Origin of the sequence: Lactobacillus kimbladii, assembly GCF_014323605.1 — a bacterium.
Taxonomy (GTDB): domain Bacteria; phylum Bacillota; class Bacilli; order Lactobacillales; family Lactobacillaceae; genus Lactobacillus; species Lactobacillus kimbladii_B.
Genome location: NZ_SCMB01000002.1, coordinates 282,905 through 303,187, shown reverse-complemented (window position 1 = coordinate 303,187; position 20,283 = coordinate 282,905). Strand labels below are relative to the sequence as shown.

The 20,283-nt window shown below is 33.7% G+C and carries 18 protein-coding genes; 15 read left to right on the top strand and 3 right to left on the bottom strand.

The window, feature by feature from the left end; genetic code table 11:
* The first annotated feature begins 7 nt into the window (after positions 1-7).
* Genes gatC through ERK18_RS04660 form a run of 4 tightly spaced genes read left to right on the top strand, consistent with a single transcriptional unit; the run spans position 8 to position 4,133 of the window.
* Positions 8-310 carry an Asp-tRNA(Asn)/Glu-tRNA(Gln) amidotransferase subunit GatC gene (gene gatC / locus ERK18_RS04675; protein ID WP_045927721.1) on the top strand — a complete coding sequence of 101 codons (303 nt, stop codon included), beginning with the start codon at positions 8-10 and terminating at the stop codon, positions 308-310.
* Positions 310-1,749 (top strand): Asp-tRNA(Asn)/Glu-tRNA(Gln) amidotransferase subunit GatA, encoded by a 1,440-nt coding sequence (gene gatA / locus ERK18_RS04670; RefSeq protein ID WP_187154514.1) that lies wholly within the window; start codon positions 310-312, stop codon positions 1,747-1,749. The genes gatC and gatA overlap by 1 nt, the downstream gene beginning before the upstream one ends.
* 3 nt (positions 1,750-1,752) lie before the next feature.
* Entirely contained in the window at positions 1,753-3,183 is a 1,431-nt protein-coding gene (gatB, locus tag ERK18_RS04665) for an Asp-tRNA(Asn)/Glu-tRNA(Gln) amidotransferase subunit GatB (protein ID WP_109586010.1), read from the top strand.
* A 29-nt stretch (positions 3,184-3,212) separates the two neighbouring features.
* A complete protein-coding gene (locus tag ERK18_RS04660) occupies positions 3,213-4,133 on the top strand; it encodes a diacylglycerol kinase family lipid kinase (protein WP_187154513.1) in 921 nt (306 codons plus the stop codon).
* Between the two features lie 67 nt (positions 4,134-4,200).
* On the opposite strand, the gene ERK18_RS04655 is transcribed toward ERK18_RS04660, so the two are convergent.
* Positions 4,201-4,911, bottom strand: a complete 711-nt coding sequence (locus ERK18_RS04655) for a Bax inhibitor-1/YccA family protein (RefSeq protein WP_046331795.1) — start codon at positions 4,909-4,911, stop codon at positions 4,201-4,203.
* Between the two features lie 172 nt (positions 4,912-5,083).
* On the opposite strand from ERK18_RS04655, the gene rlmD reads away from it, so the two are divergent.
* The 7 genes from rlmD (at position 5,084) to ERK18_RS04620 (ending at position 12,584) form a co-directional block, all read left to right on the top strand.
* Complete coding sequence (gene rlmD / locus ERK18_RS04650; protein ID WP_187154512.1) at positions 5,084-6,436, top strand: 23S rRNA (uracil(1939)-C(5))-methyltransferase RlmD; 1,353 nt, start codon at positions 5,084-5,086, stop codon at positions 6,434-6,436.
* Positions 6,437-6,628: 192 nt separating this feature from the next.
* Positions 6,629-7,195 (top strand): TetR/AcrR family transcriptional regulator, encoded by a 567-nt coding sequence (locus ERK18_RS04645; RefSeq protein ID WP_187154511.1) that lies wholly within the window; start codon positions 6,629-6,631, stop codon positions 7,193-7,195.
* Positions 7,164-7,748: an NAD(P)H-dependent oxidoreductase gene (locus ERK18_RS04640; RefSeq protein ID WP_187154510.1), complete on the top strand. Its 585-nt coding sequence runs from the start codon at positions 7,164-7,166 to the stop codon at positions 7,746-7,748. The genes ERK18_RS04645 and ERK18_RS04640 overlap by 32 nt, the downstream gene beginning before the upstream one ends.
* A gap of 1,660 nt (positions 7,749-9,408) precedes the next feature.
* Positions 9,409-10,566, top strand: a complete 1,158-nt coding sequence (locus ERK18_RS04635; RefSeq protein WP_187154509.1) for a hypothetical protein — start codon at positions 9,409-9,411, stop codon at positions 10,564-10,566.
* 786 nt (positions 10,567-11,352) lie between these two features.
* Positions 11,353-11,496 (top strand): hypothetical protein, encoded by a 144-nt coding sequence (locus ERK18_RS04630; RefSeq protein WP_187154508.1) that lies wholly within the window; start codon positions 11,353-11,355, stop codon positions 11,494-11,496.
* Between the two features lie 345 nt (positions 11,497-11,841).
* Positions 11,842-12,222: a YbgA family protein gene (locus ERK18_RS04625; protein ID WP_187154507.1), complete on the top strand. Its 381-nt coding sequence runs from the start codon at positions 11,842-11,844 to the stop codon at positions 12,220-12,222.
* Positions 12,219-12,584, top strand: a complete 366-nt coding sequence (locus ERK18_RS04620; RefSeq protein WP_187154506.1) for a TIGR02328 family protein — start codon at positions 12,219-12,221, stop codon at positions 12,582-12,584. Before ERK18_RS04625 ends, ERK18_RS04620 begins: the two co-directional genes overlap by 4 nt.
* A 91-nt stretch (positions 12,585-12,675) precedes the next feature.
* On the opposite strand, the gene ERK18_RS04615 is transcribed toward ERK18_RS04620, so the two are convergent.
* Positions 12,676-13,134, bottom strand: coding sequence for a DUF3021 domain-containing protein (locus ERK18_RS04615; protein WP_261982433.1), 459 nt, complete (start codon positions 13,132-13,134; stop codon positions 12,676-12,678).
* Entirely contained in the window at positions 13,131-13,565 is a 435-nt protein-coding gene (locus ERK18_RS04610) for a LytTR family DNA-binding domain-containing protein (RefSeq protein WP_187154505.1), read from the bottom strand. Before ERK18_RS04610 ends, ERK18_RS04615 begins: the two co-directional genes overlap by 4 nt.
* Before the next feature lie 222 nt (positions 13,566-13,787).
* On the opposite strand from ERK18_RS04610, the gene ERK18_RS04605 reads away from it, so the two are divergent.
* From ERK18_RS04605 to ERK18_RS04590, 4 genes are all read left to right on the top strand, one after another.
* Positions 13,788-14,327 (top strand): DUF7010 family protein, encoded by a 540-nt coding sequence (locus tag ERK18_RS04605; RefSeq protein ID WP_187154504.1) that lies wholly within the window; start codon positions 13,788-13,790, stop codon positions 14,325-14,327.
* A gap of 146 nt (positions 14,328-14,473) precedes the next feature.
* Positions 14,474-16,054, top strand: a complete 1,581-nt coding sequence (locus ERK18_RS04600; RefSeq protein ID WP_390885856.1) for a type I restriction-modification system subunit M — start codon at positions 14,474-14,476, stop codon at positions 16,052-16,054.
* A gap of 13 nt (positions 16,055-16,067) precedes the next feature.
* Positions 16,068-17,213, top strand: coding sequence for a restriction endonuclease subunit S (locus ERK18_RS04595; RefSeq protein ID WP_187154503.1), 1,146 nt, complete (start codon positions 16,068-16,070; stop codon positions 17,211-17,213).
* Positions 17,214-17,231: 18 nt separating this feature from the next.
* Complete coding sequence (locus tag ERK18_RS04590; protein ID WP_187154502.1) at positions 17,232-20,249, top strand: type I restriction endonuclease subunit R, EcoR124 family; 3,018 nt, start codon at positions 17,232-17,234, stop codon at positions 20,247-20,249.
* The last annotated feature ends 34 nt before the right edge of the window (positions 20,250-20,283 follow it).

The following is a 20,283-nucleotide window of genomic DNA, read 5'->3' as shown; positions in this document are numbered from 1 at the left end:
TATTTGCGTGGAAATTACAGAAGATACAATTAAACACGTTGCGACTTTGTCGCGACTTGAAATTGATGAAAAAGATATTGGCAAAGTAACTGAACAAATGAGTTCAATTATTAATATGGCAGATCAATTGTCAGAAGTTAATACCGATGGCGTTAAAGAGACAGTTCAGGTTGTTGATCGTGATACTGTTTTTAGAGAAGATAAGCCTGAACACTGGCAAGACAGAGATGAATTAATGAAAAATGTTCCTGACCAAGCCAATGGCTTCATTAAGGTTCCAGTAATTATTAATAAGGATGAGGACGAGTAATGAATTATTTAAATGAAGATATTGACTCTTTAAATGAAAAGCTTGCCCAAGGAACTTTGTCTGCTGACAAATTAGCGCAAGATACAATTGATAATATTAAAAAAACAGATGACAAGTTGAATGCTTGGATTACTGTTCAAGAGGATGCAAAACCTGCAAGTGATCTTGATTTTAACCAAAACAAACTTGCTGGTATTCCCATTGCCATTAAGGACAACATTCTTACTAACGGTGTTAAAACAACGGCAGCTAGTCACATTCTGGATAATTATATTCCGATGTATGATGCGACGGTTATTGAAAGATTAAAAAAGGCGCAAGTGACTTTTGTAGGTAAAACCAACATGGATGAGTTTGCGATGGGTTCTTCTACTGAACACTCATACTTTGGCATTACCCACAATCCGTGGAATTTGGACAAAGTACCAGGCGGTTCATCTGGTGGTTCAGCTGTTGCTGTTGCCTCGGGTCAAGTCGTTGCTGCTTTGGGTTCAGACACTGGTGGTTCGATCAGGCAGCCTTCCGCGTTTAACGGCATTTTTGGTATCAAGCCAACATACGGCCGCGTTTCTCGCTGGGGCTTAATTGCTTTTGCTTCTTCATTAGATGAAATCGGCGTGATGAGTAAGCGGGCAAAAACTTCGGCTCAAGTTTTAAATGTTATTGCGGGTAGTGACGAGCACGACTCTACTCTTTCGACTAGAGCAGTGCCTGATTTTACCAAGTACATTGGTCAAGATGTTAAGGGTATGCATGTAGCGGTAGTTAAAGAATATATGGCTGCTGTTGATGGTGATATGCGTTCTGTTCTGCAAGAACAAATTGATGCTCTGGAAAAAGCAGGTGCTATTATCACCGAGGTATCTTTACCTTTAACAAAATATGCAGTTCCCGACTACTATATCATTGCTTCAAGTGAGGCTTCGTCAAACTTGCAAAGATTTGATGGTATTCGCTACGGCTACCGTGCTCAAGATACTAAGAACCTACTAGATGTATACGTTAAGTCGCGCTCAGAAGGCTTTGGCGAAGAAGTTAAACGCCGGATTATGCTGGGTTCCTTTGCTCTTTCGGCTGGATCTTATGATCGTTTCTTTAGACAAGCATCTAAAGTGAGAACGTTAATTTGTGACGAATTTGATAAGATTTTCGCTGAAAATGATGTGATTGTGGGCCCAACCACCACCACTCCTGCTTTTGGCATTGGTAGTGAAATCTCTGACCCAATTAAAATGTACAACAACGATATCTTGACAATTTCAGCTAATTTAGCCGGAATACCGGCTGCCAGTGTTCCAGCTGGTTTAGTTGACGGAATGCCTGTAGGTCTGCAGATTATGGCCAAAAGATTCGATGAAGGAAGTATTTTCCAAGTAGCTGACTTTATTGAAAGAACTAATAAGTTTTATGAAAAAACACCAACTGGAATGGAGGATTAACTGATGAATTTTAAATCAACGATTGGGTTCGAAGTTCACTTTGAATTAAAAACTAAAAGTAAGATTTTTTCACCTTCACCAGTAAGTTATGGTGCAAAGCCCAACACGGAAACAAATGTAATTGATTGGGCAATGCCAGGTGTTTTACCTTACGTTAACAAAGACGTTTATCGCTTAGGTATTATGGTTGCATTGGCAACGCATGCTCATATTTTACCAACTACTCATTTTGATCGGAAAAATTATTATTACCCAGATAGTCCTAAGGCTTACCAAATCACCCAATTTTTCCAACCACTAGCTCGTGATGGCTATGTTGAAATTGAATCTCACGGTAAGAAAAAGCGTATCGGCATTCATGAAATGCACATCGAGGAAGATGCCGGCAAAAATACTCATGGTACAAACGGGTATTCATACGTTGACTTAAACCGTCAGGGTGTTCCTTTACTTGAAGTTGTTTCTGAACCAGAAATTGCTGATCCTGATGAAGGATACGCCTACCTTGAAAAATTACGTAAGATAGTGCAATTTACCGGTGCTTCCGACGTTAAGATGGAAGAGGGATCAATGCGTGTTGATACCAACATTTCCATTAGACCTGCTGGTCAAAAAGAACTGGGCACTAAAGTTGAAATGAAAAACTTGAACTCATTTGAACATGTGCGTAAATCTTTGGCATATGAAGAAAAGCGGCAAGCACAAGTTCTCCTTTCTGGCGGTCGCGTGCAACTTTCAACTCGCCGTTTTGATGAAGCAACTGGTAAAACTGTTTTGGAACGTGTCAAAGAAGGAGATGCAGATTACCGTTACTTCCCTGAACCTGATATTGCTCCTGATCATATCAGCCAAGAGTGGATTGATGAAATCAAATCAACTTTGCCACGCTCAGCTGAAGAACGATACAACCAATACGTGAATGAATTTGGTCTGAAAAAATACGATGCTAATGTTCTTTTGCAAACTAAAGAAAGTTCAGACTTCTTTGATCAAACTGTTGCTGCTGGAGCTGATCCTCAGCTTGCTGCCAATTGGATGAATACCCAAGTTAATGGTTATTTGAATGATAATCGCGTTGAACTTGCTGATATTAAGTTGACACCAGAGCATTTGGCTGCCATGATTAAGTTGATTAAAGATGGCACGATTTCTTCTAAGATTGCTAAAAAGGTTTTTGCAGAGACAATTGCTAATGGAACCGATCCTAAGAAATATGTTGAAGACAAGGGTATGGTGCAATTATCTGATACCAGCGTCTTGGCACCTATGGTGAAAGAAGTTGTTGATAACAACCCACAATCAGTAGAAGACTTTAAGAACGGTAAAGACCGTGCAATTGGCTATCTTGTCGGCCAGTTGATGAAACAGACCAGGGGCAAGGCAAATCCAAAGGTAATTAATAAGTTACTGAATGAAGAATTGCAGAAGCGTTAAGTAAGTTTTGAAATAATAAGGGTAGAAATATGACTGAAAAAGCAAGATTGATCTATAATCCTGTATCTGGTCACGAACAGATGCCTAAAAATGTCGCGGATATATTGGACGTTTTGGAACAAGCTGGATATGAGGCAAGTGCCTTCAGAACTACACAAGAAAAGCAGAGTGCGCAAAAAGAAGCAACTCGTGTAGCTAATGAAGGTTTTGAATTGATTGTTGCCGCTGGTGGTGATGGTACTATCAATGAAGTAGTAAACGGCATTGCTTATTTAGAGAAAAGACCTAAGATGGCAATTATTCCTGCCGGTACAACTAATGATTATGCTCGTGCTCTACATATTCCCCGAAATGATATTGCCGAAGCGACAAAAGTTATTCTCAAAAATAAAACTCGTAAAATGGACATTGGTCAAGCTACTTTTGCCAAAGATATTCAATATTTCGTCAATATTGCAGCTTGTGGCTCACTAACCGAATTAACTTATGGAGTTCCTTCAGAAGTAAAGTCTGCTCTGGGTTATACCGCCTATTTAATTAAAGGTGCTGAAATGTTGCCTCATTTAACTGAAAATGAATTGCGTCTGACATATGATGAAGGCGTCTATGAGGGCAAGCTTTCAATGTTATTGCTGGGAATGACTAATTCTATTGGTGGTTTTGAACAAATAATGCCTGATGCTGAACTAAGTGATGGTTTATTCCAACTAATAATTGTTAAACCGTCTGATCCAGTAAAATTACTGAAATTGATGGCTTTGGCATTAAACGGCAAGCATGTTGATGATCCTGACATTATTTACACCAAGACGCGTAGTTTAAAGATTGAGTTAATTGGTAAAAGCAAGGGAGAGAAGTTGCCGGTTAACCTTGACGGTGAAATTGGTGATTATTGTCCTGTTACCTTTAAAAATTTACAACAACGAATTGAATTTTTTGTTGGTGAATAATTAAAACACAAAGAAAGAGCAACTACTGTTAATAGTAGTTGCTCTTTTTGCTTGTTAATAAAATCTATTAGTTGCGGCTATTGCCACTGCCACCAAAGATTTCTAGCAAGAACATAAAAATATTAATGAAGTCAAGGTAAAGTTGTAATGCACCGAGAACTGCTAAACCATTAGTTGAAACTTGATCACCGTAATTACTGTAAATTGCTTTCATTCGGTTAGCATCACTGGCAACTAAGCCCGTGAAAAGAATGACACCGATAAATGAGAAGACATAGGTAACGGCAGGGCTACGTAAAAACATATTAACTACCCAGGCAACAACGAAACCAAGTAAAGCAGCACTCAAGTATGAATTCCAATTGCTAAGATCCCTTTTAGTAAAAGTACCAAACAAGGCCATGGCAATAAACACGGCAGCTGCTGAAACAAAAGCAGTGGTGATTTGGGTGCCGGTATAAAAGCCGGCAATTAAGGCAAACTCAAAGCCGTAAATTGCTGATAATATTGTTAACATTACTAAACTGGCAACTGGACTACGATCTGCCTTAAAGCTAATTCCCATTGATAAGCCAAAAGGTACAAATAAAATGAGCCACATCATGGCCACTGGCATATTCATCACAGCGCTTCTGAATACGGTCATTGTTAAGTAAGCAGCTAATGCAGAAATCAGCACGGCACCACCCATGAGAGCATACATTTTAGTTAAAAAAGTATTAGTTTCGGAGATGGTGTGGATTTGGCGCCTATCTGAATTGGTATCATAATTATTCATGAAAAACGTCCTTTCTTTAATTGATTAGTATTAAAAGTAACACAGACTAAAGTAAGTGTGAAGGGAAAAAACTGAAATTAATTCAATATTAAGAATAGGCATGTACATTACTTTTGTTGAGATTTTTAGTAAAATAGATATATTGATTAGTGTTTGTAAAAAAGGACAAAATATGGAAAAAAATCAAATAATTAAACTTGAAATTACCGACTTATCATATGAAGCTATGGGAGTAGCTCATTATGAAGGGATGACGGTATTCGTTAACAATGCTTTACCGGGAGAAACGGTAGAAGCCAAGATCTTAAAAGTCAAAAAGAGTTTTGCTTTTGCTAAAATCGAGCAAATCATTAAGGAAAGTCCTGACCGGGTTAATATTAAGCTCAACCAGTGGGTTCAAACTGGCTTGGCATCTTTAGCACACGTTAAATACGATAAGCAGCTGGAATTTAAACGTAATCAAGTAGTAAATTTACTGCAAAAAGCACATTTAGATGATGTAAAAGTGGGCGAGACCTTGCCTAGTCCAGAACAAACTGGCTATCGTAACAAGGCACAAGTGCCTGTTCGTGAAGTTAAGGGCCAGCTTGAAATTGGCTTTTTCAGAAAGCACTCACATGATTTAGTGCCACTGACTAATTTCTTTACGACTGATCATGAAATTGACCGCGTTTTAGTTGCTGTGCGTGACATTTTAAGACAATACCGTGTTCCAGCTTACGATGAAATTCATAATCAGGGTGAAGTCAGATACTTGGACGTTCGCCGCAGTAAAGCGACTGGTGAAATTATGGTCATCTTGGTTTGTCTACACAAGGATTTTCCGCAACTACCTAAAGTGGCTGATGCAATTAAGCAAATTGACGGTGTTACCAGCTTAGTTTTGAACTATAACCCGAAGAAGACCAACGTTATCTTGGGCAAAGTTGATTATTTGATCTTTGGTAAACCACAAATTACGGATCAAATAGGTGATGTTAAGTTTAAGATTTCCCCTGAGAGTTTCTTTCAAATTAATTCACTGCAAACTCCCCGCTTATATGATTTAGCTATCAAAAAAGCTGATTTAAAGCCTGATGATATCGTGATTGATGCTTATTCTGGTATTGGAACTATTGGTTTAAGTGTTGCTAAACACGTTAAATCGGTCCGTGGAATTGAAAGTGTGTCTGACGCGGTGAAAGATGCCAATAATAATGCCAAGTTGAATGGTATCAATAATGCGAAATACGTGACTGGTAAAGCCGAAGAAGTGATGCCAAGATGGGCTGCTAAGGGGATGAAAGCTGATGTTATCTTTGTCGACCCACCACGAAAAGGATTAACGTCAGAATTTATTGAGGCAGCAGTAAAAACTAGTCCAAAAAAAATTGTTTATATCTCATGCAATCCCGCAACCATGATTCGTGACCTGCAGGAATTTATGAATGATGGGTATACCTTTAATCAAATCGATCCTGTTGACATGTTTCCACAAACACCGCATGTAGAGGCGGTGACGGTGCTGAAACGGACTAGGAAATAAATACTAAATGCTTGTATAGTGGGCATTTTAATAGAATAAAAGCGTACTAATTCTTTTTTAATGAGTGAAATTGGTACGCTTTTTTGTTTTATACCAAGTAATATCTTAATTTTTTGGACTTCTTGACGTTTTGAGATAACAGTGTTATATTGCAAATTGCAGATAACGATGTTATTCAAGGAGGTATGTAATTTGGACAACACACAAGATAAAATCATTCAAGCAACTGTAGAATGGATTAAAACAGATGATTATAAGAACTTATCGATGCGAAAATTAGCAGCAAAAATAGGAATGACTACTGGCGCCATTTATAAATACTTTCAAAACAAGGATGAGTTGTTTTACCAAGTATCGATTAAATTATCACAGCAATTTTCTGAACAACTGATTACCACTTCTGAGAGTTCACCGAAGGATGAACTACTTTCATTAGCTAATGAATTCTGTAAGTTGAGCAAAGAACAGGCGAAGCTAATCAACTTCCTATTTTTTAATTCGAGTTTGCAGAATTTTTACCAACATGCTAATCATGATTTTCAATTTTACGATCAGGTAATGAAGTTAGTTCATCAGATAAATAGTGGTGGAGTTACTGATCAACAATTCTTTACACAGATTTGGGCTTTTATTCAAGGATATTCGTTGTTAATCATAAACGGGGTTGCTGAATATGAACCTATTTTAGTTGAAAAAACTCTCAATGAAATGATTGGGGTAGCAAAAAATGATTTTGATAATTTATTGCCATCCCTATGATCAAAGCTTTAATCATGCTGAACTCGAAATAATTAAGGAAAATCTAAGTGCTGCTCATCAGAAATACGAAATAATAGATTTGTATGCGGATCATTTTAATCCAGTATACTCAAAGGAAGAATTGAGACTCTATCATCAGGGTCAAACTACCGACTCTTTAGTTACTAAATACCTAAAACTATGTCAACAAGCGAATACCGTGATTTTTATTACACCCTTTTGGTGGAATGATATTCCCGGGATGTTAAAAGGTTTTATAGACAAGGTGATGAAAGAAGGAGAAGGTTTATCACACACTGTTACTAAAATAGGAGTGAAAGGTGAGCTGACTAATGTTAAACATTGCTATGTGTTGACCACTTCAACTTCACCAACTTGGTATATTCATTTCTTTTTAGGTAATGCTATTAAAAAAATTTTCATTAACAAAACTTTGCGCCAATTAGGGTTTCGGCATTGTTACTGGCAAAATTTTGGTGGTATTACTAATTCTTCGCTTGAACGAAGGAAGAAATATTTAACAAAACTACATTTTGAACACTTTAGACAATAAAAGAATAGTTCCGAAATGATTCAGATACTGATAAAATTATTTTTATGTACTGTTTTTTTTTAATAATTCATGAAGTCATAAAATTACTACTTAAGTTCATCATAAATCCTACATTCATAGATATATTTGGGTATATAAAGTTGATAATATTCAGTTAAAATTGATACTATGACCTAAAATACCATTGATGTTCTTTTAAATATAATTTGTATAAATGAATGATACGGAAATGTCAAAAATAAATAACCAGTCTCAAAATTTATTCGGAAAGCAAATTAAAAATAATGGTATGCTGACAAATAAAATAATTAAAAAGTAAGCCAGTCAAGCAAACTGACTATTTTGCAATCAAGCAATAAATTTGATGGCTGTACGAGCGAAACTAAAATAGTATTATTGAACAACTATAAGATTTGTAGAAGTCATTAGTTTCCAAAGAATCAGGATAATATGATTATTTAGAATTAAAAGTGAAAAGTTTTGATATTAATATCTTCGGACTTGAAATCAATATATTTCTCAAATTAAATAATGAGATTGTTAGTTAATCTGAATTGAGCACCTACATGCAGACTTGCTAACCAATTACCTTTCATAGCGGTACATAATTTTAATTGAAAATAGGATGGGTATGCAACAAAAAACTTGAGATAAATAAATGCATGAGATTAAGTTCTAAGATAATAATGAGCAAAAGGTATTTTAATATATGTTTAAAAAATAGAACAAGAACAATTCTTGAGACAATTTCAAGTATGTTTTTAAGTGATCTAAAGTTTACGAAACTAAATAAAAGTTTCTATTATTAAAATAAATGCTGTATCATATAAACTATAAGTTTGTTTTAAAGAGGAGAAAAACATGAATTTCAGTTACAACAAACATTAATAGATTTTAATTGAACGTGGAATGAAGAGAAAAAGCTACAAAAGTCGGAGACATAAATGCCGATTCTGTGGCCCAGCTTTGTAGAAATGGTAATTCTACTAAAGGTATTTTGTCAAAATTTGGTGCTTGAAATTGTAGTATTAGTGATATTCTTGCAAATAAAAAATATATTATGATGTAGTAAATGGAAATTATAGAAATTGAAGATCATGGTACAGATATCATGAGTTAGAATGATCAAGAACAACTTTCTCAGGATAATAAGTACTAATAACGTCGTAAAGTAACTTGGCAAAATTTATTTAAAAATTTCTATATCTTAAATAGGCCAATGATGATCTGATTCAGAACATTGCTAAATAAAAGGTTAACCAATTAGATCATGACAAGCTCTTTCATAGATGCATAATTTAAGATTTTTCAGATTAAAGTTACTAAATCAACTTGATGCTTTAGACATCAAGCTTTACCGACTACTACAAAAGTTTGCAGTATTATTAGTATGCAACAAAATTTAAAAAGCTGACTTTGATATAAAAAGTCAAAAGTTTTTCGTGCAATAAGACAATTCACATAGTTAGATTATATTGAGGTTAAAAGCAAAACTATAGTAATCCATTATTCTTTAGCTGATTATCGACTGGATATCGACAACCAAACACAAAATGGTAAATTCATCCATTTGCTTCATTTTTTGCGAAGATCTCAAAACTATTAATCTTGTTGTTAATGAGATTTTGGTAGGTTTAAATAAAAAGGATAGTGAGAAAAAATGAAATTGGAAACATTATCTTTTGATTGGGATAATTATGTTGGAAAACTAAAGTCATTTAACAGATCTCAGATTATTAGCATTATGGATGATTATTATAATAGCAACCTTAGTGTTGCAAAAATAATAAGTAAATATTCAATTAGTAGAGGTATTAAAAACTTGTCAAAGGAATTTCCTCTAATTTACATAGAAGAAAAGTGCCCATATGACAAATCAAATTTAGTACTAGAAATGCCTAGTAGAAATGGCAATTCGACAAGAATTCCCAAATGTACAATCTGTGGTCATGAATTAAAAAGGAATTGCAATTGCAAAGGGTGCCAAGAAAAGAATAGAAAAATTCGCGAACAAAAGAGAAAAATAATTATTTCAGCCTATACTTTGAATACAAACAAGGTTAAATATGAAGATTTATCGGTCTCATCAAAAATATATCTTTCAGCACTTCTTCATGCTGGCCTGAATGATGAAGCTTCCAAAATATCAGGAGAGAAAATAATTGAAGAGAAATTGTCACCAACTTATGAATTTGATCGGATAATATTAGAACATTTGTTATCGGAGAATATTATTTTAGTTGATCCTATGTCTCCTATAGAAGCTTTCTCTGTAAATGATTTGTCAATTGCATATTATATCTTTAAAGTAAATTATCTGATTAATGTAGAAGATGATTCAGAAGGAATAGATAACTTAGAATATCCAGATAGGAGTAATATAATTCAATATAAAGAAGAATGTTTAGCAATGTGGAAGCAAATAGCATTGTATGAATGTCTAGAATATCTGGTTGAACAAATGAGAGAAGCAAGGTTTGAGTTTAATCCCCAGAAGAAGACTAAGTTAGTCATAAATCATTTAATTGAAGAATATTCTATAGGACAAATTTGGAATTTAATATATGGATCTGTAAATCATGCTGCGGCTTGGTATCAAAAATCGAACGTATCAAAAAAACATGCTGCTAATTCAGTTATCACAATATTAAATAATCGTGGTGATAGAGCCAAGGCTGAGAATTGGAAATTGAATCCGTATCATAGAAGTTATGATAATAAACTGAGTCAAATTAGTATGGTATTTTTTGATAGTATATTACAAATAGGTAGTGAAGGATATGAGAAAAAACCATCTATTAATATAATTGGTCAGTAGTATTATTTTATTGTTCTTTGAATAGATTTAGAGCAAATTATAAATTTTTCCCTAGGATAAAAATATAAACGTAAAAAAATCTATTAACATGATTTGTTAAAAAGTATAAAGTATGAAAAAGAATCCGAAGATATAAAATGATAGAATATATTGTTTTTAACTTGGAATGAATATGATTAATTAGGTAATGACCTTTTCCGTTAATTAACTCATAATTATTAAAATGTATTTCAAAATTATTATATTAATACTATATATTTATTTTTCTGTAAGTTATTGAAAAATTTTGGATACAAGTAATTAATATTAAGTAATTAAAGCATCAGTTAAGGCATAATTTTATATAGTTTAATATTATAAGAAGCATTACTATCAAAATAGAATAGTTAAGAAAGTTCTTAAAAATCTTAAATTGTCCTTTTTTAATAGTAAATAATTATAATGAATATCTTTAATTCTTGTAGCTATAAATGACCTTACGATTTGTTAACTTAGTATATATTTTATAATTTCTGAAATATATAATTGGATTGCTTGAAACAAAGATTTAAACTAGAGTTTTTATTTTAATAATTAAGTTTGTCTGAAGATAAGCAAATTCGTTTACAACAATATGCTTTGGCTTATGACATAATTTACGAAAAAATTGCTAAGTTTAACTTTGGTTAGAAAGAAGTTGCAAACTGAGAATTCCGATTTTATAGTAGATTAAGATCAATGGACTGTTAATATACTGTTGTCAAAGACTTTTTTAACTTGTTTAACATATTTTTCCTGAAGGAAGGATTGGAGTATAGAAAATTAAGTGTGATCGACTATACTACTAATGCCACTTTAAAAGATATAAGACGTATTATGATGAAGTTTGCTGGTCTCCTTGCTGTTGTACTTAGAATGACCTACCTTAAAAAAGGTTTTGAAAAAAGATAATAGAATGACAGCCTTTATAAGCATTAGCTAAAATCCTTACTATTAGATTGACCCAGCCATGATTTCTAGGTAGGGTTGCTGATTTAAATATTATGATAAAATGGATTAAGAGATGAAGGAATAATTAGAGAATTTATATCACTAATAAATATAAAAATGGGACTTATTTTGATTCTGGGAAATTTACGAAATTACTATGAAATAGGAAGTAAAAGTAAGAAATGTAGCTCAAAACTAGGAGAATCCGCCTAAATCGTATTGAAATTAAATGCTTAAATTATTATAAAGGACAAAAGCTTTATATTATTATACGTGTAGACGCATGAAAAAATAGGACAAATGAAAATGAATAAATGGCAAGAAGAATGGGCCTACAATAAATATTGGGTAATGGCTCATTCGCAACAGTGCTATGAGCAGATTAGGCTGCTGGCTAAAGACAACGAATGGTCAGAACAAAAGAATATCGAATTCAAGAACTTATTAGAAAAAGCAGCCAGTCAAATTCCAACAGTTAAAACCTTAACCAACGCCTATCAACATATCTGGGGCTACTTTAAGAAAACTTGTACGTCAGAGGAAAAGCAAACTTACTTACATTTATTGCAAGAATTATCACCAACAGAAGATGAATTGGGTCCATTTTTAAGTCGTTTAGCTGAAAAGTATCAAGTTTCTTATTTATTAAATTCACGTTTAATTCAGGAGAATAAAGAAAAATTATGAGATTATGGCATCAAGACTTAATTTGGCGATTACCAATGCAACAGTTATTAGGGCAACATCGAGAAATTGCAGCTTTGCGCGGACGTGGCTGGGGCAAATCACATGCCACTGTTAACTATGTTTTTCAGTATTCACCTTATAAATTGTATCAATTTCATTTGTTAGTATTAGCTGAAATGCAACGACGCCATTATCATCCAGATATTAAATGGTTTGATCCTTATTATAGAGGACAATATTGTCCTGAGTACGAAAGTTTACCGGCTATTCCGTGGACTGATCCAATTTACCCAGAGCACGACGATGAATATTTGCAAAGTTGCTTAGATAATTTGCATCAAAAAGGAATTGATCTATTTTAGATCACGGTTAGTCAGTAGAAAATAAATTTGATTGAATAAAAAGGTGAGCACTTCAAAATGTTCACCTTTTTAATTTGTAGAAACAAATAAACTATTTCTTTTTTATTTTATTGTTGATCTCTCTGATTTCTCTTATAACTTGGTAAGATCTTATAAACCATACTATGACGTAAATTAAGATGAAGATTCCTGTAAAAATCATAAAGTTAACGATATTTGCTGGAAACCAACCTGCTAAAAAAGCAAGCGGAGTAAACCCGATGTAGTAAATGATAAAACTAACGATTGTCTTCTTTAATATGGACCATTGTCTAATAGCAAAGACAAAGCTACCAAAACCGAATACTAATCCCATTAATGCCCATAAGATTACTGAGACGGTCATAGCATTAAGAGGAGTAGCAAATTTTGCAGAAAAACTGGGAACTGAGGGATAATATGCTGAGTTTTTATTGGAAAAATTGTAAAAAAGAGAAGCGATCAGTCCATATAGGGTTCCTTCAGCTGAAAACCTAAATGTATAGTTGATTAATTTTTTCATATTTTTCATATTCCTAACCTCTCTTTCAGGTTCTTAATATTTCTTCTTGATATTTGTACGCGATGCTTATTAGTCAGAACAACATCGATTAACCCATTATTAAGTAATTCAAGGTGGTCGATATGCTGATAATTAAATATAGCGCTGCGTGAAGCTTCAATAAAATAGTTCGGTAGATCTGCTTTCAAATTAGATAAACGATCATTATATGTAAGTTGCTGCTTTTCTGTATAAACATTAATATCTCTATTAGCAACTTCAAGTGAATAAATATCTTCAAAATTAATCGGATAAATTTGAGATTGATAATGGCACCATAAAGAATTTTCGGACTTTGTTAATTTTTGCAAAAGTTCATTAATTGCTGGTGTCATTTTTTTGATCCATAATTCACCGTGTTCTTCACTAATATTAGGATCGATGTGACAATTAATTTTCATTCCTGGCGCTCCTTTCTGTTAATAAGTATAGTAGATGAATTCAACTTTTATCCTAAATTACTGCAAATGGTGGAATAAACGTCATTAATGGTTACAAAATCTGTCTTTCTGGCTAAAATTTAGCTTTTATAATAAAAAGAGAGTTTGAGTGCATGAATATACTAAAGTATAATTTAAAAGAAAAGTTGTTTTACTTATATTACCCAACAAAGGATGCAGATGATGCAAGAAATTAATGAATTAAGGTTGGATTGTGCACTTAAACAAAAACGAGGACTGCATATTATATTGGCTTCTATTATTATTTGGCTAGTTATTGCAATTATTTACTTTTCGCCTATGCCAATATTAATGAAAAATCTTCTTACTTTTGTGTGTGCTGCAGTTTTACTGCCTTTATCTTATTTTGTTTCAAAGCTAATTAATGTTGATTTTCAAAATAAAGATAATCCATTAACTGAGTTGGGGATACTGTTTTCTGTTAACCAAGCACTGTATTTGTTAATTGCGATGTGGATTTATCCAACTATACCAGAAAAAATGCTTATGATTTTAGCAATTATTTTTGGTGCACATTTACTACCATATAGTTGGCTTTATAAGTCAAGGGTTTATTTTACTTTGGCAATTTTAATACCCTTTTTGGCTTTAATCATTGGACTAAACTGTGAGCCAGCAATTTTAGCTTTAACAATGATGGGAATTGAAATAGTCTTTTCTTTGGCTTTAGTATGGGAAAATAAGGAAATTACTAAGAATTAAGCTTATTAAAATTTACCTAATTGATATATCCAAAATGGTACAATTAAGTAGTAACTAATAAGTTAATGAAAATATTATTCAAAACTAAGTTCATTAATAAAAAGACCAAGGACTAAAAATCAAAATAGTTAAAGTGGGGAATAAAAGTGTCAAATACAACTACAAGTTTACAACAAGGGCTGTTCAGTGCTGCAGACTCATTACGATCGAAGATGGATGCGAGTCAATATAAAAACTATTTATTAGGCACTGTCTTTTATAAATATTTATCTGATCACATGCTATACAACGTTTTGGAATTGTTGTCAGATGAGCCTGATGGAACATTAAATGAAGCCCAAAAAATTTATGAAGATAATGCTGAAGATGCAGAACTAGTTAATGAGTTGCGTGTATCATTAGGCTATGTAATTGAACCTGAATACACATATAATAGTATTTTAAAAGCAGTCAATAATCATACTTTTCAGGTCAAGCAATTAGGTGATGCTTTCAATAAACTAGAAAGCTCGGATCAAGACTTTGAAGGATTGTTTGATGATTATGATTTATATTCCAAAAGTTTGGGAAGTACACCTCAGAAAATAACAGATACTATAGCCGGAGTTATTCAAGCAATTGGTAAAATAGAATTAGTTAAAACTCCTGGTGATAGTCTGGGTGATGCTTACGAATATTTGATTAGTCAGTTTGCTTCAGAATCTGGCAAAAAAGCTGGTGAATTTTATACACCTCAACAAGTTTCTGAGCTACTAACCCGTTTAACTTTGGTAGGTAAAGATTATTCAGCAGGGATGACGGTTTATGATCCTGCTATGGGATCCGGGTCTTTGCTCTTAAACTTTAAAAAATATGGTTTAGCTCACGATCGAGTTACTTATTATGGGCAAGAAATTAATACCTCCACTTATAACTTGGCTAAAATGAACTTAATCTTGCACAACATTGCCCAAGCAAACAGGCATTTGCGAAATGGCGATACCTTGGATGAAGATTGGCCAGCAGAAGAAGCCAATAACTTTGACGCAGTTGTTATGAATCCACCGTATTCATTAAAATGGTCAGCGAACAAGGGCTTTTTAGACGATCCTCGTTTCTCACCTTATGGAGTTTTGCCACCTAAATCGAAGGCTGACTATGCCTTTTTACTTCACGGCTATTATCATTTAAAGCATAGTGGTGTAATGTCCATAGTTTTACCTCACGGCGTTCTTTTTCGTGGTGGTGCTGAGGGCAAGATCAGGCAAAAGCTCCTTGAAAATGGCGCCATTGATGCAATTATTGGCTTACCAACAAATCTGTTTTATAGTACTGGTATTCCAACAGTGATTGTTGTACTTAAAAAAGATAAGCAGGACCGTGATGTCATGTTTATTGATGCTTCTAAAGGTTTTGAAAAGGTTAAAACGCAAAACAAATTGCGGGAAGAAGATATAAATCGGATTTTAACTACTTATTCTGCACGTCAAGATGTTGAAAAATATGCTCATTTGGCAAAATTTGATGAGATCAAAGAAAATGATTTTAATCTAAACATTCCCCGTTATGTTGATACTTTTGAAGAAGAACCACCGGTTGATGTGCAAAAACTAGTTTCAGATATGACTAGCATTACAAAAGAGGAAAAAGAAACAACTGATGAAATTAAGAATTCTTTGGATGAATTGGTTGGAACCAACCCAGAAGCACAAAAAACGCTTGAACAATTAAAAAATATTTTGAAGTAAGGTTTGATGAAAAATGAATGAACATAATTCAGTGCCAAATATGAGATTTAAAGGTTTTGAAGATGAATGGAAGGTAATAAAAATTAACTATATTGTTAATATAAAAGCTGGGGGTGATTTAGAAAAAAATAAATTATTAAAGGACGGTAAGTATCCAGTAATTGGCAATACGCTAAAAAATAATGGAATAATTGGATATACTAATACTTTTAAAATAGAAGCACCTGCAGTAACAGTGACTGGAAGAGGAGAAATTGGAAAAGCCTTTTATCAACCAAAACCATTTACTCCGGTTGTTCGTCTACTTGCTCTTGTTCCAAAAAGCAAAAATATAGATATGAAGTTCTTAAGTAATGAGATTGAAAATTTGAATTTTTTCTCTGAATCAACTGGAGTACCTCAGCTAACTGCACCTGAATTAGGAACTTATAAAGTAGGTTTAACAGAATGCAGTGAACAGCAAGAAATCGGCAATTTATTTGATAAGTTAGAAAAACTACTTGATTTGCAGCAGCATAAGATTGACAAGTTGGAGTTGCTAAAAAAAGCTCTATTAAAAAAGCTTTTTCCTAATCATGATGACAAAATTCCTGAATTACGATTTAATGGGTTTGAAGTTGATTGGAAAGAAAAGAAACTTAGTCATTTAGTGGATATAATTATGGGTCAGTCTCCCTCTTCAACTAATTACTTTGATACGCCTATTGAAAATTCAATGATTTTAATTCAGGGAAATGCAGATATTAAACATCATAATGTTAAGCCACGTATTTGGACGACGCAAATAACTAAGATAGCTATGCCCAAAGATGTATTATTAACAGTAAGAGCTCCCGTTGGTGAAGTTGCTAAAAATGAATATAAAGCTGTAATAGGCAGAGGGATGGCTGCTTTAAGAGGTAACTACTTTTTATATTACAATTTAGAAAAACTGAAGGTGGTAGGGTACTGGGAACGTTTGTCTACTGGCTCTACTTTTGAATCAATATCTTCTAATGATATTAGTGACGCTAAGATAAAGATATCATCTTTTAAAGAGCAAAAAAAAATTTATAACTTCCTATCTAAGGTTGACCAATTAATCGAATTAGAAAATAAGAAATTGCAAGATTTTCAACAAGTTAAAAAGTGTCTTTTACAAAATATGTTTGTTGAATAGTAGGTAAAGGAGACAAATATGTCAGTGGCAGCAGTTAAAGAAGCTCAAATGGAAAAAACTTTAATTGAGCAATTGACTCAAGGTATTAACCAATGGCGTTTACGTGAAGATTTAAAAACAATTCCGCAATTATGGGCGAATTTTTTTCAGATTCTTGAAGATAACAACCGTGATCAACTTCATGATGTCCCACTAACACAAAATGAAAAAGAAACTATTCGTACGCAAATAACCCAACCTAATTTTTACCAAGCTGCTAAATTCTTGGCTGGTGCTAACAGGCAGGTTAGGCATCACTTAAAGCGCGATGATTCTTCTTTACCAGATGCTGATTTGTTAATTTTAGATAATACCAATATTGCTGGTGGAACTTCTGTTTATGAAGTTGTTCATCAAGTAGAAGTTAATAAGTCGAGTTTGTCACCACTTGATCAAGATAGGCGCTTTGATGTTACTCTCTTGATTAACGGCTTACCCCTGATTCATATTGAACTGAAAACCCCAAACTTTCCTTTTATGGATGCGTTTCGTCAAATACAAAAGTATATAGACGAAGATAAATTTGGTGATATCTATAATTTTGTAGAAATGTTTGTTGTTACAAATGGTACCAATACTCAATATATTCCTGCTGGGCAAAATTTACGTGCTAATTTTTTAATTTCTTGGATTGATCAAAATAAGCAGCAAGTTAATGATTACTTAGATTTTGCACGTGATGTATTATCCATTCCGATGGCACATCACATGATTGCTGATTATACTGTTTTAGATGACAATGCGCAGAGAATCATTCTGCTGCGTCCGTATCAAATTCAAGCAATACAAGCAATTTTCAAAGCATCGCGTGAAGGAAAGTCTGGCTTTATTTGGCACGCTACTGGTTCAGGCAAAACGCTGACTTCCTATAAAGTTGCCCGCAATTTATTACAAATTCCTGCCATTGATAAGACGATTTTTCTAATTGACCGCAAAGATTTGGACATGCAAACTGTTACTGCATTTCAGACTTATGCAAATAATGACACGATTGATGTGGATGAAACTGCGAATAGTTTTGAATTGGTCAAGCAATTGGGTGATGGCAACCGCAATGTGATTGTAACTTCCAGACAGAAACTGCAAACTATTTTTAAACGAATGGAAAATTCACCTGAAATTGCTAAAAAATATGAAAAACTGAAAGACTTACGATTAGCTTTTATTGTTGATGAATGTCATAGAGCAGTTACGCCAACTCAAAAAAGGGAACTAGACAGATTCTTTAATCGTCAACCACTATGGTATGGTTTTACCGGTACACCAATTTTTGCAGAAAACGCACGTGCTGAAAATGGAAAAGATGAACGCACTACTGAACAACTTTATGGTCCGATATTGCATAAATATACTATTGAAGATGCAATTCATGATAAAAAAGTACTTGGTTTTAAAATAGATAATGAAGGAAATTCAAATCAAACAGATAACGATGGTATCTATCTCACATATGCTCACATGAAGGCAGTGGTCAAGCAAATTTTAGATTTAGCTTATCGTAAGCAAGGTCTTAGCAATGGCTACAGATATTCTGCACTGTTTTCAACATCCTCTATTAAGCAGGCACAAAAATATTATCATCTTTTTCAGGAAACAATTGTCAACGGTGAAGTTCCTAATCGTATTCGAAAAGTAGCGCCAGATTTTCCCCGCATAGCTATTACCTATTCAATCTCCCAAAATGAAGATGAATCAATGGCTAATCAAGAAGAAATGAAGCAGGCTCTGGATGATTATAACAAAATGTTTAACACGCAGTTTTCTATGGCAGAGCTTGGCAGTTATAATCGCAATGTCAATGATCGTTTAGCATGCAAAAATAAAGCATACCAAACACGAGACCAACAACTAGACATAGTGATCGTAGTTGATCGGTTATTGACTGGATTTGATGCACCAAGATTATCCACACTATATCTTGACCGATCACCAATGAATGCCCAAAACCTCATACAAGCTTTTTCAAGAACAAACCGCATTTATAATGATGGCAAAAAATGGGGGCAAATCGTAACTTTCCAATATCCTAATCAGTATAGTGAAGCAATAGATAAAGCGTTGACACTTTATGCGAATGGTGGGACTAATGGTGTTCTTGCTCCAGACTGGAACACTTCGCGGGAGCGTTATGTACAGGCACGTAAGAAACTAGACAAATATGTCGATAATTCGCAGATATTGGCTACACTCATTGATGCTCCTAAAATAGAACAAAAACAGTTTGCTGAAGCTTTTCAAAAATATGATCAGGCACTTGCTGCTATTAAAACTTATGATGAGTTAGATAAGCAGGACAAACTTCCTGCTTCTGCACAAGTTAATGTTGATGATATCCCACCTGAAATAGAAAACACTTTAGAAGGTACATACCAAAATATTATCGATAATTTAAAAACAGAAAATAAAAATGATGATGATTCAGTAGACGTTGATCTTGATGAAGATTACGAGCTTGAATCTATTCATATTAAAGAAGTGGATGAACGTTATATTATGTCACTCATTCAAGATTATATTTCAACAGCAAATCAGCAAAGCCAACAAATAAGCGCCTCACAAAAATCTAGGGATCAAAGCGAAACTTCACAAGTTGGTAACTATATTGATCAATACGCTAAAACTAATGAGCTACGGGCAAACCATATTCGTTCGATTTGGCAAGATGTTCAAGATAATCCGCATAAATATTCTGATCAAAAGGTTGAAGATGTGTTAGAAAACTCTATCAAACAGGAAAATAAAAAGATTTTAAGTCAACTTGCTGACGATTTCAGTCTTGACTATGATAACTTGAACTATGTTGTCAACAATTACAAGCCAGATGAGGTTAACCCTAAAGGTATGGGAGATTTAGTAAGCAAAAAATACTTCGATAAATATAAAAAGGCGCACCCTGATAGTAAATTAAAAAACTGGCTTAGCTGGAAAACTGAGGTGCGTGAAAAGGTTAAGTTAGTTTATAACACGAAGATCAAACCTTTAGAATCTGAAGAGTAAAAATTGATAGTTATTATTTGTAAATGTGATATCC